This is a genomic window from Nostoc piscinale CENA21, from assembly GCF_001298445.1.
Lineage (GTDB): Bacteria > Cyanobacteriota > Cyanobacteriia > Cyanobacteriales > Nostocaceae > Nostoc_B > Nostoc_B piscinale_A.
Genome location: NZ_CP012036.1, coordinates 158,662 through 176,085, shown reverse-complemented (window position 1 = coordinate 176,085; position 17,424 = coordinate 158,662). Strand labels below are relative to the sequence as shown.

Sequence of the window (17,424 nt, the reverse complement as noted above, 5' to 3'; positions counted from 1 at the left end):
AATATGTACAAAAAACGAATTGTTAGTTGTTTGGTATGGCTGTCAAAGATGGACAATCACTTGGACGATAACTATCAGGAGCTGCGTAAGCAGTTGGCGTGCCTGATGCTGGTTCAACAGCACAGAGTAATGTTTTTACCCAGGCATCATCTCGGCCTACTTCTCTAAAGAACTCGTTTGGACGGCCTGTTGACGGTAAGGTAAATCTTTGAGCAAACAAGTCTGGTTGTTCAGATAACAGCCCAACATCAAACCCCCATTTTCTGTCAGGTGGCGAGTAGCTAGGTAACACACCATCACCGTTCTGTGTGGGGTAATTGTCTAAGGTGTAGTCAAAAAGACTCAAATTATTAGTTGCAGAAGATGTAATTGAGGTTCGAGCATCCAAAATTGGTGCGATAGGCCCTGTGGAATAAGTACTGCGCTTTAATTGAATAAAGCTGCCGCTAATTTTGGCTGTTTTACTTGATGAGTTGAATGCGTTAGGGTCGGTGGCGTTACGCACTTTGACACTCCAAGCTTCCAAGAACCGCACCAAGTTTTGCAAACCGGCTGAAACTTCCTCTGGCCTACTAGGGCTATTACCTAATACAAAAGTCGCGTTAAATGTGGTGTCAGCACTAGGAAATTGTAGCCAATGATATCTATAATCATCGTCATTTGCCACTCCTGAACTATCAGTTCTCACTTTGTCGCTGTTATTTGAAGCTGTATCTTCCGCATTGTGAATTTGCAAGACAGGCACCAAGCGTGGCTGACCATCTACATCTGGGCTACCATTACCATCAGCATCAATAGGTGGATAATAGAACAGCGATTGCACGTTGTGGTAGCGCGTATTAGCAATGTCAGTGGGATTATTAGCGGTGTTGATTATAGTTCTAAACCACAAGGCACTGTTTCCTTTTTTTCCGTAATGAGTCTTTTCTGTTAAAGTCCCAGTAGCATAACTGCATCCGTTGCCGGTGTATGTATTTCCAGTGGTATCCAGGGGACAACCGATTCCCATTGGTTTGTAAACAGTGTTTGATCCTACAGTCGCTGTAACTAGTTGATTGGTGTCATTGCGTGCAAAAGCGACTCGACGGGGATAACCGCGATCTGCAATTATTAATGCTTGTTTATCACCTGTATCACCAGCCCCTAGTCTTTGTCTAATACTCTTGCCACTAGAGGTAGGGAAAGCAGCATCCCAATCTGATAAGGCTGTTGTAGCAGCTGTAGCAGAAACGGCAGCATTGGTTATTGCTTTACCTAGTTGATAAGCTTTAATGTCTTTTTCAACTAAGCTTTCACCTGAGTCAGAAGTGTTGCCATTAGAATTTAAATCCAATAGAACAGTGTCATCTAAGTCACCATCCCCATTTACATCGAACCCAACCACCCAATCACTTGGTGTACATTGTTCAATTAAGTCTTTACGACATAATTCCATTACATACATAGGGTAATCATCAATTCGGCGCTGAATTGGTGTGACACCGTTACGTGCATAAGAACCTGCACTTGTTTTGGGGAAATTCTTATTACTTCCACTACTTTCCCACCAGCTTGCATTGGTAGCAAAATAGTTTTCCCAAAAGCCATTTTTGAGCCGATCTGTTCTGGCAGAATCAGTAGCATCAACGGCAATACCGCTATTATTGTTGAGGTTATAATCGCCATCACTACGAAAACCCTCTACAAAACCACCAGATAGCAGAGTCATAGAATCGGCAATCAAAGTTGCAGGTCTCCAATAATCACTTTTTGTACTGCCGCAAGCAGGTAATCTGTTACGACGACAAGCAAATCGAGTTTCTGCGGTACTGCGGTCATAGAAGTCAGTAGTTGGCTCTTCTTCTATGAATTCTTCTAGTTCCGTTGTACTACCCAAGCTTGGTTGGTGGACATTAAATTTACCTTTGATATATGCAGGTAAATTAGTAACCAAAATTAAACCTTTTTCTTTGGGATTGTAATCATTGTTATCAGTGCTAGTTTTTCTGGCCAAAGTCTCGCCATTGATGAGACGGATACCATTTGGACGACGTGTAGGGTCAAGTTTAAAGTCTGTGGGACTGAGTAATTCCGATTCAGTAGAGGTGTTACTCGCATCACGCAGGGCATCTTCCCTGGAGGCATAAATAATACCACTATAAGGTAGTAAATACTCGCTAACTGCGATGGTAGTGCCACGTAACTGACTTAAATCAATATCAGTTACACGAACTTCTAATGGTTGACGCTGTTCTAAGTCAAGGTCATAGGTAGTGGAATTAGCAGCTGCACTAATCTGTTTTGCTTCTCTCGCATCTAGGAAGGTTGCTTCTTTGATTGCACCATGAGGAGGCTTGTTAGTTAATGAGGTAGCAAAACCAGCCTCATTATTCAGAATTGAAATAGCGCAAAGAGCAGTATCAATTGCGGAATAGTCAGCTAACTGCAAACCTGTGCTGGGGACTGTAGTACCAGCACCAATTTTCCCTAGAGCATCTTTTAGTGGTTCATTCACCCAACGCCCGTTAGGAAATTTTAAATTAGCTTGTAGTTGCAGACGGGTTTTATTAGTTGTAAAGCTTCCTCTGCCAGGATAGTTGTAAACAACACCATTATTTGATCTACCGTTGGTGGTATCAACACCATATCCACCATTTTGATTGACTTTGTTTTTAGCTGTGGTGCTATCGGTTGGGTCATAATAGCTACTTACGCAAGCAATTGGCTCCTGGTCGGTTCCATAGTCTACTTTGTAGTGATAGACAGCCGTAGCACGCATGAGCAAATCACCTTTTTTTGTGGCATCTGCTGGTGTAGACATAGGCATAGTATCTGGCCAGACAACAGTAGCAGCACTAGTGGCTGGTAAAAAAGAATAAAGACCACGAGGATAAAAGGGGCCAGTTGTTATGTTAACTGTGTTACCAGTACCATCAACATAGATACCAGCACCAGTGATTATTCTGATACCACCGACACTATCTAGGTCATTAATGGGGTTCTCGGCAGCTTTTTCTTCCCAAAAACCATTGCGCTCGGAGATACCTAAGTCTGCGATCGCTTGAATTTGGCTATTACGCCATCTATTTTGATTTTGTGCCGGATCTGGAGAAGGTGGTTCAGTCCACTCAACATTATTACCAGAACTATTTTTCACAAAATCTTTACCATCTGAACCAACATATTGACCGTTGAGTAACCATCTTGCAGGTAAATTATTACCAACCAGGACGCGATCGCCTAAATAAAGTTGAGTGCCTTTTTGCTTTTGAAAGGTTGGATAAGTTGCAGATAACTTGGTTTCGTTCAGAGTAATAGTTGTACCAGTTAATTGATTACTGCTATTGATTGGTTCTCTCCAGGTCGATTGCGGAGTTAAGCTGGCATTAATAGCTGTATAGCCAGTTGTAGCTGGACCCCCACTAGCAACTTCAGCAAAAGGTACTCGTCTTGTCCTATTTCTTAGATAAATCTCTACTTCATCTGCCAGTACATTTTTAGCTGTAGCCGCATTATCAGTACTAGTATCGACTTTAGCTGCCACATTTCTTTTTACGTCGTCTGGGTATCCACTGCCATTCACAGCTGAGATTAAAGCACTAGCAGTAGTAGCACTCTGACAAGTTGTACAAGCTGCCAATCCATCTATCTTCATACGAGCAATACGCTCGTTATATGCTGTGTCGTTAAATCCAATTTCCGAACCACCTGCACTGTCTGTAGATTTCTCTGTGCTATCAATCTGTTTTGTCGTGATACCTTTTCCAAACCCTCGATAAAGGTCAACGGTAACAGCACTCTGATTTGTAGTTTGGTTCACATTGCCAGTACCTACATTACCGCCTACACTAATCAATCCATTTTCTTGGTTATAGAAACATGATGTTTTACTACTCACTTGCCGCAAGGTAAGATCACCACTACCTCTTCCTACTAGTAAGTTACCGTTTGTATGTATTCTGCCGTTCAGCAATAAGTCTGTAGAACCAACGATAATCTCTAAATCATTTTCAAACCAAACAGCATTATTTGGTAGAGGAACACGACTCCGATCTTGCTGAAATTCTAGTGCGGCAATACTTTTATTTCCTTTGTATGCTTCATATTGATTTTGATTAGTAGTTATTGCATTATATGCCGCTTGAGTTATTGGGACATTCACAGTGTAGACAAAAAAGCTCTTACCAAGATTACCGCTTTGAAGTTGATACCAACTGGAGTTACCGACTAAGCTAGAAAAACCAGTAGCACTACTACACTGAGTATTTGTAGAGGCATTATCCATCGGTGGAGTTCTAGCTTCTAACGGGTTTCTTTTACGATTAAATTGCCCTGTGTTAGCATTTCGCGTTGGAGTGCGAAAGTAAATTCCATAAATAGTAAAAGTATCTTTTTTCCCGTTATTATCTGTATCAACTGCATACTTCCAAGCAGTTTTTAAAGTTTCGTCATTTTCTAACGGTAGAGGATTAGAAGTGGTGCTAGTTTGAATGCCGGATGTGCCGTTAAAGTCAGAAGTTAGTTTCAGGCGAGTTTCATCACCTAGGCTATACTTGTTCTTGTTTAAAGCATCATATAAAGCACTATCAGTAGGAGTTCCTCGTGGTAATGTAGGGTCTTCAAGTAGAGCATCTATTTTAGCTCTAGCACGATCAATAGCAGGAGTCGCAGCATTCAGAACAACTTCATTAACTCGCACGTTACTAGCGTTTTTAGAACGTTCAAACGAACGAAATAAAATGGCGGTAGTCAACAAAACAACCACCAGTGCAACCATTGCTACTGTTGGCAACACAAAACCAGCATTTACAGAGTCTCGTCGTCTCCTGCTGAGAAATAAAGTCCGCAGCAGCCAATTAATCTGCTTTTTTATCGTGAATAAAGAGTACTTACTAAGTTTTTTGGAGATGATTTTGATAGTCTTGACTAGCTGGCGTTGTAAAGACATAACTGCTTTCCTGTCAAGTGGTTTGATGCTAATTGATTTTTGGGCAATTGTGAAATTTACCTGTTGAGTGATTCTTCAGGTTAAATAATTTTATTGATGCTAATTTTTGCTTAACCTGTTGAATTAATATCTCAACACAGTAAAACACCAGACGATGATTTTTAAGTTATACCATTGCTAAACTTTTTATATTTTCTGGAAAATACTGATTTTTCCACTTCAATGAATTTGTTGCTGATCTGGGATAAAATACGTAGGCTTCATCTTAACTTTAAAGATGTGTATTGTATGGGCATACAACTTTATGAAGGCATGTTTGACAAGATAAACTTAGGCTACCCAACTGGAGAGGCAAAAATATCAATTGAAGATAAAAAACATGAATTAATTAAAAACCTCCCGATTGCAGGGAGGTTGATAGCATCAATATTCAAAATTTATTAGCTATTGATACATTCGTTGCAAGTAATTTCAACGTATATCTCTCTTATCCTTGCAATTACCAAAGATGAGGATGAATAGTTTAAAACTAGGTATTTATGTACCTTTTGTACACAAATACCATCTCGTTGAATTCGCCTTGTTTGATGGTTTAGTAATGGTTCAGGTTAATACCTGCTTCTTTAGCCATTGCTTCTAAACCTTTGACTTCTAAGGTTTTGATGGCTTTGGTGGATAGTTTCAGTTTGACCCAACGATTTCCGCCTTGCCACCAAATGCGCTTGGTTTGGAGGTTGACCTGTTGAAGACGCTTTGTACGGCGATGAGAGTGAGAAATTGCAAAGGCGTTATTTGCTTTCTTACCAGTTAGTTGACAGCGACGAGACATAGGAATTTGGATTTCAATACAACCTTTCTATTTTAGGGCTTCGGAAACAGAATCGGGAGAGCGAGAAGTAAGACTAGTACCGCTACGCGGAAGTCAAAAGTCAAAAATCAAAAGTCAAAAAGCTCATATCACAAGCTTTTCACTAACTTGAAATGGTATCTTTATTTCCGCCGCGTTGTACTAGGTAATTAAATTATTTGTTTTGGGGTGTAGGTGTTCAAAACCCTTACACCCATCTCAACAGGCAACTTTTCTATGTCAGCCTGGTTCTAACAGCACTACTTATTGACTTGTTCTGTTAGCTTGGTGAGTACATCGTTAGAACGCTCAACAAAAGATTTCATTCCTTCTGCGTCGAATCCTTTTTGAGACATCAGTGCTAAATCATAAACATGTTGACAAATCATGTTGACTAGCTGACCTGTTGGTGACTCTGCGCCATCTTGAATGATGCTACCTTGGTTGAGATTTGCCAGATTTTGAATTAGGGGATGGGCTGTATTTACTAGTAAGATATGGTCTTCAGGAAATTCTGCGTTTTGTTGCTGCATCATGGCGTTCATTTCTCGCAGGCGGCGGAGAATTTCAGGTAAGAGTACCATTGCTGGAGGTGTCCCTTGAGGATCACCAGATTTTAAAGCTTCGGTGCGGATGTTAACTTTGGGTTTGTTGAGAGCTTTTTCAAAGAGTTCTTTGATGACTTCACTCTTGGTTTTATTGGTTTTGGGGTCAACGATTTCGCCAGATTTGTCTTGATCCAGCAGTGTATTATCTAAGTCGGAGTCTACGCGGGTAAATTTGACATCATTATATTCTCGTTCCAAGAAGTTAATGAAGTGAGTATCAATGAAGGAGTCCATAAATAGAACTTCCAAGCCTTGATTTTTGTGTAGTTCTATGTATGTGGCTTGGCTGGCTTCATCGGTACTGTAGAAAACGCGGTTTTCGTGGCGTTCTTTGTTGCGTTCTAAGTATTCTTTGATGGTGGTGTAGGGAGAGGTGCTGGATTTGGCTGGGCTGACATCTTGCCAAACATCACCTTCTTGAGATTGTACTTCAACTGCGGGAGTTTCAGTAGCTGTTTGGTCAAATTTGGCAGTGCTGCGGAAGATGATAATATCTTCGACTTGTTTTTTGAATTTTTCGTCGTTGAGAGTGCCAAATTTGACGAAAGTGCCGAGATCCTTCCAAGCATTAATGTACTGCTCACGGTCATCGCGGTAAAGTTCTTTGAGGCGATCGCCTACTTTTTTGGCTATATAATCGCCGATTTTGCGGACGGTGCGATCGCCTTGTAAAGCACTGCGCGATACGTTCAACGGAATGTCGGTGCTATCAATTACACCCCGCATGGGCATCAGGAATTGCGGAATAATTTCGTCGCAGTTGTCGCTGACAAAAACTTGATTGCAGAATAACTTGATTTGCCCTTTTGTCACATCCACATCTGGACGCATTTTAGGGAAATACAAAATACCGTTGATAATAAAGGGATAATCTGTATTCAGATGTACCCACAGCAACGGTTCTTCTTGGAAAGGATAAAGATAGCGATAAAACTCTAAATAATCTTCTTTGGTTAAACTGCTAGGAGACTCTCGCCAAGGTGCTTTTTGTCTATTTAATACTTCATCATCCAGTTTGATGGGTACTGGCATGAAGTCGCAGTATGTCTTGACAAGATTTTTAATACGTGCAGGTTCTAGATACTCTTCCTCATCTGGCATTAAGGTGAGGGTGATGGTAGTACCGCGAGTAGTGCGGGGAGAGTCATCTAAGGTAAATTCTGGCGAACCATCGCAAATCCAGTGAACTGCTTGTGAACCTTCTTTATAAGATAGGGTATCGATTTCTACCTTTTGCGCCACCATAAAAGAAGAGTAGAAACCCAACCCAAAATGACCGATAATTGGTTGGTCTGCTTTCCCTTCATATTTGTGGATAAATTCTTCCGCACTGGAAAAAGCAACTTGGTTAATATATTTTTTGACTTCCTCTGCGGTCATCCCAATACCATTATCGGTAATGGAAAGAGTCTTTTTATCTTTGTCAATAGCAATTTGAATTTCTGGTTCGTCTACATCACCATTGTATTCTCCGGCGCGAGATACCATTTTCAGCTTTTGAATCGCGTCTACAGCATTGGAGACTAATTCCCGCAGGAAGATTTGATGATCTGAGTAGAGAGATTTTTTGATAATCGGGAAAATATTCTCAGTATGAATACTGATAGTGCCTTGTTCTAACATGATTGGTAGTTTTGGATGATAGTATCTGAAATTTTCAGGTTATGGCGCATACACCTTGGTCTACTGCAATTAGAGGTAAATCCAGATAGTACAGCCAGCCATGATACCAATTAGGATTTTAAAAGCATAGCTTAAGCGATCGCTCTTTGTTCGAGCCTTGTTTGCCCCCAAGCTATGATGCGGATTTCCCTACCTTTGAGAAAGTATGATGCTGAGTGAACAACCTTAATTGTTTTCGGTGGTTTTTTCCAAGACTAGAAAATAGTGATAAGGATTTACGGGATCTGTAAATTCTTGTTTTACCTTTAACCCTGCATTAGCAATTGATTTTAGAATCCGTTTTTGGGAATAGCCTTTTAATCCTACTTCCCAGTAGTGCTGATCAGATATGGGTTTTGTACTCCAAAATTTGGGAATTTTAAGTGATAGATATCTTGGCCTTGGTATGTCTGAAACTTTTAATTGTAATGCCAAATATAGGCTATTATAAGGAAGCGAAATCACCAAATATTTCTTTGTGGCTGCTGCCAGTTTTTTTTAAAGCTTGCTCTGATTTTTCATAAGGCAAGTGTTCTAAGACTTGAAATAGCACAATAACATCAAATTTATCGTTTGGTAATGCAAAATCTTGTGCTAAGTCTAAAGTTATATCTGGGTTGAGATGAGGGTCAATATCTGCTGTAGTTACTTCATAACCATTGCGCTTGAGTATTTCTGTTAATAAGGAATTGTAAATTCCAATTTCTAAAATCTTGTTAACTTTTGTACCCAGGGAAAATATCAATCGCAACTGATGGTGATAACTGATGAATCTGTCTTTCGATAAATATTTTGAATTTTTTAGGTCTAATGATGTAATTAGCTGCATAAAAAATTACCTGTTTCATCTAGGTTTAGGGAGTATATGATTCAAGTTTTCCCACAAAATCACTTTAAGTAACAGTTTATGAGTAAAATTTCTCTTAGCTTTTGATTTAATAGAATTTTACAAAAGGCAACAATAACAAGTCCAGAATTTGAGCTTTCTGAATCGAGATTGAGATTAATTATCAAAATTTTCGCTCATCTGTTGTTCCAACAAATCCAACAATTCATCGACTAATGCCGATAGTACCTTGTCATTAATGCTAAGACAAGGATAAATTTGGCTTAGTATCTTTTACAGACTTGACAGCCAGCTAATTTATAGGATAGGTTTCATTTGATTACCTTTCGTCCCACATATTGAAGTGGGTAGGAGGCAATGTATGATTGGCAGTATTTCTTTAATAGCGATCGCAGCAATCTAAATCAATGTTCTTACCGCATCTTTGAACCGGAGTGGAAAGCAGAGATTCTCCACTGGTTCAGCCGAGAGGATGTAGATAAGCAGCAAAAAGAAGATTTTATCCAGGCTTTAATAGATTTTGATGATGGTTGCAGCGGCTTTTATCGCTATCGCGCCTATTTTCTGGCGGCTGAGGCGATCGCTAAATTTCCCGAAAGCAGTTTGGCTGATGGGATTGTTGAACAATTGCTCAAATGGAGTTATGGCTATTTTCGTCAGGATAAACGAGATTGGCAGATATTACCCCAACCTTTGGTTGATAAGGCGAGAAAAACCCTGGAATTAACCGACAAAAAAAGAGTAGTTGCAGCTTTTGTGCATTTGGTTCACACGACTGAAAGCCGCACAATTATGAGACTCGCGGCTGAGAAGTTAGGAAAACTCGATCCAGGTAATAAAAGTGAGATCGCAGCTTTGGCGTTAATGCCAATTGCTGAGGATATGTACGGATTTTGTCAGCGAAGTTACAGCCTTGCTGAAATAGGTGTAGGCGATGAAAAGGCAATTACTACTTTTATCTACGAAATCCAAAGTAACCCAGATGCCGAATCTTGTTCGCAAGTTATAGCAGGTTTAGGCAAAATTGCTGATGGAAATGAAACTGCGATCGCTGCTTTAATCCACCTGATGGAAACCACCCAAAATAAACATAACTGTGAAGCAGCGATCGCATCTTTGAGGAGAATTGCTTCTGGGAATCAAAATGCGATCGCGGCTCTCGGCAAATTTTTACAACAAAACCAGGGTGATATAATCTGCTATGATGCAGCGCGTACTTTATGGACAATTGATCCAGGAAACCAAACTGCAATACAGGCTTTAGTTAATATCATTGCAACTTCAGCTAGAGACTATTTTGTAGATTCAGCCGCCGCATATTTGTTAGAAATTTCTCCTAAAAACCAAGAGGCGATCGCATCTCTGTTAGAAATAATCGAGAATACTAAAAACGAATCTCTCCTGCGTACAGCCGCTTTTTATTTATGGCAATTCGAGCCAGTTAATCCAGAGGCAATTAGTACATTATCCCAGCTAATTCAAACCGCTCAAGATGAATATGTTCGTTATTATGCAGCAGATAGTCTGCTAAAAATTGATCCAGGTAATCCTCTGGCGATCGGTGCTTTGTACGAAATACTAGAAAGCGAGCAGACTGAATGGAGACGTTTACGAGTAGCTAAGACATTACTCAAAACTGATGAGTATCGTCACCAAGCAATTCAAACTGTATGTGAGCTAGTGAAATCACCAGATAAGTGGATATTTTCTGATGCGATCGCTGCTTTCTTGCAAGCACTTGATCCAAATCATCCTCTAACAATTGACACCTACATTCATCTCATCAATACCACTAAAAACACATCAATTCTGATGGATGTAATTTGGAGTTTACAACGGCTCAATCCAGACAACAAATTATTCCCAGAAAAATCGACTGAACTTATTTCTTCTTTAGTTCAACTGATTCAGACATTTGTAGATTCTGATGAGCAAAATAGTTGTAGTATTCAGCCTACAATTGCTCTATCTTATGAATCATATCTGTTAGATATGGCGGACGCTTTAAATAAAATCCTGCCAGTTGAACATTTGTCACAAGTCCTCACATCTTTGAAAGACTATTTGAATCAAAAATTCTACAAAAATAGTTCTTATCGCTATGAGGCTGTGTTGAAAATAATCTGGCACTGTGCCGAGAATATAAACTATCCAGAATTTTACCAGCTTTGGCACAGCTAATAAATTAAAAAGTTACGCAGAGAAAATGAAATAATTTCTCTGCGTCAAACAACAATCTCACCACTCATTCGCTGTTCCAACAAATCCAACAATTCCTCGACATCTTTACCAAGTTGGGCAAAACATTCAGGCGGTGTTGGTTCTGGTGCAAACTGAATTAACTTAACTTCTCCCTTGCCAATACCTATCATCAAAACTTCCACTTCTGGCTGATGATGGGCAATAATTCCGATAATTTCTTGCAGCCGATTTTCCACATTCTCGTTTAATTTTTCTACCGCTTCTTGCGGACAATAAACAAAATGGGGAGTTGGCTGTAAATCGATGCCGATAGTACCCTGGCTATCCCCATTTTCTAACCATAATGCCCAAGATAACGCCGCCAATTCTTGTTGATTTGCTTTCACAAATCTATCTAACTGACTACGCCATTTATTATCGCCTGTTTCCGGTTGGGTACTACCAAACATCATTGCTTTGAACCTTTGCGCCTTTGCGCTACGCCAGTTGCTACTCTGCGAGAAGCCGCGCAAAGTGCGTCTACAAGTCGGCAAAGCCGCCCAACACACTGGCTCCTCTGCGCGAAACTTATTTTAACCCACTTTGCACACGCCACAAACTCGCGTAAACTCCATTTTTCTCCAACAACTCTTCATGGGTTCCCGACTCGACTAATTGTCCATATTCCATGACATATATAAAGTCGGCATTGCGAATTGTCGAAAGACGATGAGCGATCGCAATTGTGGTTCTATCTACTGTAATCTTTTCTAGCGATCGCTGAATAGCAGCTTCGGTTTCATTATCTACGGCGGAGGTAGCCTCATCTAAAATCAAGATTGGCGGATTTTTTAACACTGCACGAGCGATCGCAATTCTTTGGCGTTGTCCACCAGATAGCTTTTGTCCGCGTTCCCCAACAATTGTCTCATAACCTTGGGGCAGATTTTGAATAAATTCATGGGCTTCTGCCACCTTCGCCGCTTGTATTATCTCCTCTTGCGTAGCATCAAAAGTGCCGTAAGCAATATTCTCTGCTACCGTACCGTGAAATAAAAACACATCTTGGCTAACTAAGCCAATACAACGGCGTAAATCACGTAAACTTAAGTCTTGGATATCAATTCCATCTACCGTAATACTGCCGTTTTCCACCTCATAAAACCGCAGTAACAGCTTGACAAGGGTACTTTTCCCAGAACCAGTAGAACCAACAATGGCGATGGTTTTACCAGCCGGAATTGGCAAAGATAAATTGCTAATTACCGATAATCTATCTTTGTAGGCAAAAGTAACATTTTTAAACTCCACTTCACCGCGCACATTCTCCACAGGTAAAGCGATATTTCCTGGATGAATTGCAATTGGTGTATCTAATAAATTCATCACGCGGTTAGTCGAAGCCATCGCCCGTTGATATTGGTCGAAAGTATCACCTAACCTAGTTAAAGGCCACAGTAACCGTTGAATTAAAAACACCAACACGCTGTAAGTGCCAACAGTCATTTGTCCCGCAACCGCAGCCATCCCGCCATATAATAGTAATGCAGTAAAACCAACTAAAATCAGCATCCGAATGAGGGGAACAAATGCAGCCGAGAGTTTAATTGCTTTAGAGTTACTTTTTTTGTAAGCTTCACTGTCTTGGGCTAAACGGTAGCTTTCATAATCTTCAGCAGTGAAACTTTTAATAGTAGTAATTCCGCTTAAATTATTTACTAGTCGCCCATTTAAATAACCTACCTTTTCGCGCACATCAGCGTAACGAGGTGCAAGCAGGCGTTGAAAAGCAAAGGAACCCCAAAGAATAAAGGGCATCGGCGACATCGCCATCCACGCTACACTAGGAGCCAAGATAAAGAAAGCTCCACCGATAATGACTACTGTTGTGGCTACTTGGATAATGTCATTGGCTCCTACATCCAAAAAACGCTCTAGTTGGTTGATATCATCACTGAGGATGGACATCAAACCACCAGTACTGCGTTCTTCAAAATAAGCTAATTCCAAATCTTGTAGATGGTTATAAGCATCCAGTCTCAGGTTATGCTGAATACTTTGTGCCAAATTGCGCCAAAGCTTTGCGTAAGCGTACTCAAAAACTGACTCTAGTATCCAGATGACAACAGTGAGTAGGGAAAGAATTAAAAATTGTCCAAAGACATCTTTGACACCCAACTGGGCAATGATAGAATCTTGCTGTTTGACTACCACATCCACTGCTACGCCAATTAACCCCGGTGGTGCTAAATCAAACAGTTTGTTCAGAATAGAGCAACCAATTGCCAACCAGATTTGTTTACGATACTGGTGTCCGTAGTCAAGCAGGCGGTGGAGGGGATGCACTGAATGTCTACGCTGGTTTAATATCTGACGAGAATTAAATGCTATAGCCACAGTCGTTTAAAATTGTGTGCATTTGATGATAACACGGAGAGGAAGTATCTGACTTTTGTAGAATTTAGCCAGCCTCAACAGGCACAAAAAGTCTCACAATCACATAGGAGTTGCGGGAAAATCCAAAAGGAGATACAACCTTGAGAAATCAACAATTTGGCAATTGGCAAACTACAATTTTAGGAATTTTGTTAGGAATACTGGTGATTATTGGGCTGAATGCCTTTATCATTATCAATCCAGGGCAGGCAGGCGTAATTAGTATTTTGGGTAAAGCTAGAGATGGTGCTTTATTGGAGGGTATTCATTTGAAACCGCCCTTAATTTCCGTGATAGATGTGTATGATTTAACAGTGCAGAAATTTGAAGTGCCAGCCGAAAGTTCGACAAAAGATTTACAAAATTTATCGGCACGATTTGCGATTAACTTTCGTCTTGATCCCTCACAGGTAGTAGAGGTGAGAAGAAAACAAGGAACTTTAGAAAATATAGTATCAAAAATCATTGCTCCTCAAACCCAAGAAGCATTTAAAATAGCAGCTGCTAAAAGAACAGTAGAAGAAGCTATTACTAAACGCAGTGAACTCAAAGAAGACTTTGATAATGCGTTAGGCGATCGCTTAGACAAATACGGAATAATTGTGCTAGATACTAGTGTAGTTGACTTAACTTTCTCACCCGAATTTGCCAGAGCCGTAGAAGAAAAACAAATTGCCGAACAACGCGCCCAAAGAGCCGTTTATATAGCAAAAGAAGCAGAACAAGAAGCCCAGGCAGAAATTAATCGCGCTAAAGGTAAAGCCGAAGCACAAAGACTTTTAGCCGAAACTCTCAAAGCTCAAGGCGGGCAATTAGTTTTGCAAAAAGAAGCAATTGAAGCATGGAAAACAGGTGGCGCGCAAATGCCTAAAGTTCTGGTTATGGGTGATAAATCCCAAAGTAGTGTACCCTTTATTTTCAATCTGGGGAATGTTCCTAATCAACAATAATTTAGGTAAATTAACCAAATATATTTGACAGTGCCAATTTTAGGTTACAGATTTTAGATTTTTTGCTTCATACCAGGAAACCTACCTAGCCAAATTGTTTCCTCTTGTAGCCAGAATCATGCCAAAATCCAAAATCTAAAAATGATTCTGTTCACCTCGCACAAAAAGGCAAATTCTCGAAAACCATGATTAAATCTATGCCAAACTCCAACCAACTTCCTCTGACTGTTGCTGACGCTAGAAAATTCCTCAACAAATTCAACTGTTTAGATATTGCCCCAGTCCTTGATAATGCGGAAAAAGCCTTAGTGCGCCAGTCTTTAATCTTAATCACCAAACTTTCTGACTATCAAATATTGGGCATTTGTGCTGACACTGCCGAAGAAGCCCTACTCGCTATGAAAACTTACTCGTGGGCTTTAGGTTACGAAGTCCCCACTGATTTACCCACAACTGAAGGCCCAGTTTATATAAAATTAAACGGCAAAAATGGTCTATGCTACCTTGATTCCTACGCTGGACATCATCGCGGTGTATTAGTATCTTGCCAATCTTATGATGAAAGAGGAATCAACGAAATGTATGGACATCTACCCCTCGATTTATTTGCCTAAAATTTGGGAGAATGTAGGTAAGGTAAGAACCTTGCCTACTGGCTGGCGATCGCAAATAACAAATCCATATTATGAGTATTATTACACTCCAATCTATTAAAAAAGATTTTGGCATCAAAGAAATATTAAAAGACGCTAACTTTAGCATTGATGCTAATGATAAAGTTGGTTTAATTGGTACTAATGGTTCTGGTAAATCAACACTATTAAAAATGATTGCCGGATTAGAACCAGTTGATAGTGGGCAAATTGTAACTAGCTCTGGTGCTAAAATAATCTATTTACCTCAACAACCAAATTTAGATGAAAATCGCACAGTTTTAGAACAAGTTTTTGCTGACAGTGGCGAACAAATGACGCTGGTACGTCAGTATGAAGAATTATCAGATAAACTTGCCCATTATCCCGAAGATAGTCAGTTAATGTCGCGCCTATCTAGCGTTATGCAAAGGATGGACGCAACAGGCGCATGGGAATTGGAAACTAACGCGAAAATAATCCTCACAAAATTAGGAATTGCCGATTTTGATGCACTCATAGCCACCTTATCGGGAGGATATCGTAAGCGTATTGCCTTAGCAACAGCCCTACTTGCAGAACCCGATGTTTTGCTGATGGATGAGCCGACAAACCATTTAGATGCACTCTCTGTAGAATGGTTACAAAGTTATTTAAATCGCTTTCGCGGTGCATTACTATTAATTACACACGATCGCTACTTCTTAGATAAAGTCACCAATCGTATTATCGAAATCGATAGAGGCGACATATATACTTACACAGGCAACTATTCATATTACCTCGAAAAGAAAGCTCTAGCTGAAGAATCAGCCGCCAGCACTCAACGCAAACATCAAGGAGTATTGCGGCGAGAATTAGAATGGTTAAAACGTGGCCCTAAAGCTAGAAGTACCAAACAAAAAGCGAGAATTCAGCGCATCCAAGCTATGCGTGAAACCGAATTTAAACAAGGTTTAGGTAAAGTAGATATTTCGACAGTCAGTCGCCGCATCGGTAAAAAAGTTATTGACATCCAGAATATTTCTAAAGCTTATAACTATAGAACTCTCATTAAAGATTTTACTTACGAATTCAGCCCCGAAGACCGCATTGGCATTATTGGCGGTAACGGTGCGGGTAAATCTACTTTAATGAATATGATTACCGGACGGGTACAGCCAGATTCAGGTAGTGTAGAGATTGGTTCTACAATTCACATCGGTTATTTTGACCAACATTCTGAAGAATTACTCACAGCTTTGAATGAAAATCAGCGCGTGATTGACTATATCAAAGAAGAAGGCGAATTTGTGCAAATTGCCGATGGCACAAAAATTACTGCATCTCAAATGTTAGAAAGGTTTCTATTTCCTGGAAACCAACAGTATGCGCCAATTCATAAACTTTCGGGTGGAGAAAAACGCCGTTTATTCTTGCTACGTATATTAATAAGTGCGCCCAATGTTTTAATTTTAGACGAACCTACCAATGATTTAGATGTGCAGACATTGGCAGTTTTAGAAGACTACCTCGAAGATTTTTCTGGGTGTGTAATTGCAGTTTCTCACGATCGCTACTTTTTAGACCGCACTGTAGACACAATCTTTGCCTTAGAAGAAGGCGGTAATATTCGACAATATCCTGGTAATTATTCTGTCTATCTCGACTATAAAAAAGCCGAAGAAGCAGCACAACAAGAAGCCGCTAAAACTCAAGAAAAACCCAAGAATACTGAAGTTCAAACAGCAACTCAAACTAAAGATAGCGACACCAAAAAACGTCGTCGGTTATCGAATTGGCAAAGGAAAGAATTTGAACAATTAGAAGCTAAAATTTCTCAATTAGAAGCCGAAAAAGCCGAAGCCGAAGCAGCAATGAATAAAGTTGCACCAGGGAATTATAGCCAAGTACAGAAACTCTACGAACAAGTAGAAAACCTTAAACAAGCAATTGATACAGCCACAGAACGCTGGTTAGAATTAGCCGAAATCGAATCTTAAAATTGATGAAGCTTTTTTGAAGTTTTGCTGATTTGTCCTAGTAGAGTTTGTCATCCCTTGCCCTTTGGTAAGCGCATTTCTATGATTAGATTATGATTCTGCTATTTAATAGCGTGTCTGCCATTCCAGTCAAGTCAAGTTCGTTTAATTATTTATAATTCCTGGAATCATTGCACCCCACCCCCAACTTCTCCCCCTCAACAGGGATGGGAGACAAAGCGTAGCTTTGGCGGGGTGGGGTTTAGAGGTTTTAATAATTAATCAAGCGGACATGATATTGCTTGAATTGCTTTGATACAGTCGAATCAAAATGAATATTTCCCTATATTTTTGGCGATGGTTTAGGTTCTGT

The 17,424-nt window shown here is 40.1% G+C and carries 10 protein-coding genes; 4 read left to right on the top strand and 6 right to left on the bottom strand.

The window, feature by feature from the left end:
• Window positions 1–22 precede the first annotated feature (22 nt).
• From hpsA to ACX27_RS33135, 4 genes are all read right to left on the bottom strand, one after another.
• Window positions 23–4,927, bottom strand: a complete 4,905-nt coding sequence (hpsA, locus tag ACX27_RS00775) for a hormogonium polysaccharide biosynthesis protein HpsA (RefSeq protein ID WP_062287153.1) — start codon at window positions 4,925–4,927, stop codon at window positions 23–25.
• Window positions 4,928–5,519: 592 nt separating this feature from the next.
• Window positions 5,520–5,756, bottom strand: coding sequence for a 50S ribosomal protein L28 (gene rpmB / locus ACX27_RS00765; protein ID WP_062287149.1), 237 nt, complete (start codon window positions 5,754–5,756; stop codon window positions 5,520–5,522).
• A gap of 278 nt (window positions 5,757–6,034) precedes the next feature.
• A complete protein-coding gene (gene htpG / locus ACX27_RS00760; protein WP_062287146.1) occupies window positions 6,035–8,005 on the bottom strand; it encodes a molecular chaperone HtpG in 1,971 nt (656 codons plus the stop codon).
• A gap of 484 nt (window positions 8,006–8,489) precedes the next feature.
• Window positions 8,490–8,873, bottom strand: a complete 384-nt coding sequence (locus ACX27_RS33135; RefSeq protein WP_235526435.1) for a class I SAM-dependent methyltransferase — start codon at window positions 8,871–8,873, stop codon at window positions 8,490–8,492.
• Window positions 8,874–9,248: 375 nt separating this feature from the next.
• Between ACX27_RS33135 and ACX27_RS00750 the strand changes: the two genes are divergently transcribed.
• Window positions 9,249–11,072: a HEAT repeat domain-containing protein gene (locus ACX27_RS00750; protein ID WP_062287144.1), complete on the top strand. Its 1,824-nt coding sequence runs from the start codon at window positions 9,249–9,251 to the stop codon at window positions 11,070–11,072.
• A gap of 44 nt (window positions 11,073–11,116) precedes the next feature.
• On the opposite strand, the gene ccmS is transcribed toward ACX27_RS00750, so the two are convergent.
• Window positions 11,117–11,545 (bottom strand): beta-carboxysome assembly chaperone CcmS, encoded by a 429-nt coding sequence (gene ccmS, locus ACX27_RS00745; RefSeq protein WP_062298055.1) that lies wholly within the window; start codon window positions 11,543–11,545, stop codon window positions 11,117–11,119.
• Window positions 11,546–11,660: 115 nt separating this feature from the next.
• Entirely contained in the window at window positions 11,661–13,469 is a 1,809-nt protein-coding gene (locus ACX27_RS00740) for an ABC transporter ATP-binding protein (protein ID WP_200929892.1), read from the bottom strand.
• A 140-nt stretch (window positions 13,470–13,609) separates the two neighbouring features.
• On the opposite strand from ACX27_RS00740, the gene ACX27_RS00735 reads away from it, so the two are divergent.
• The 3 genes from ACX27_RS00735 to ACX27_RS00725 all read left to right on the top strand — a co-directional run bounded on the left by ACX27_RS00735 (window position 13,610) and on the right by ACX27_RS00725 (window position 17,072).
• Window positions 13,610–14,458, top strand: coding sequence for a prohibitin family protein (locus tag ACX27_RS00735; RefSeq protein WP_200929891.1), 849 nt, complete (start codon window positions 13,610–13,612; stop codon window positions 14,456–14,458).
• Window positions 14,459–14,643: 185 nt separating this feature from the next.
• The gene (locus ACX27_RS00730; RefSeq protein ID WP_200929890.1) at window positions 14,644–15,072 is read left to right on the top strand and encodes a DUF1824 family protein; all 429 of its coding nucleotides are present in this window, start codon (window positions 14,644–14,646) and stop codon (window positions 15,070–15,072) included.
• A gap of 71 nt (window positions 15,073–15,143) precedes the next feature.
• Complete coding sequence (locus ACX27_RS00725; RefSeq protein WP_062287140.1) at window positions 15,144–17,072, top strand: ABC-F family ATP-binding cassette domain-containing protein; 1,929 nt, start codon at window positions 15,144–15,146, stop codon at window positions 17,070–17,072.
• The last annotated feature ends 352 nt before the right edge of the window (window positions 17,073–17,424 follow it).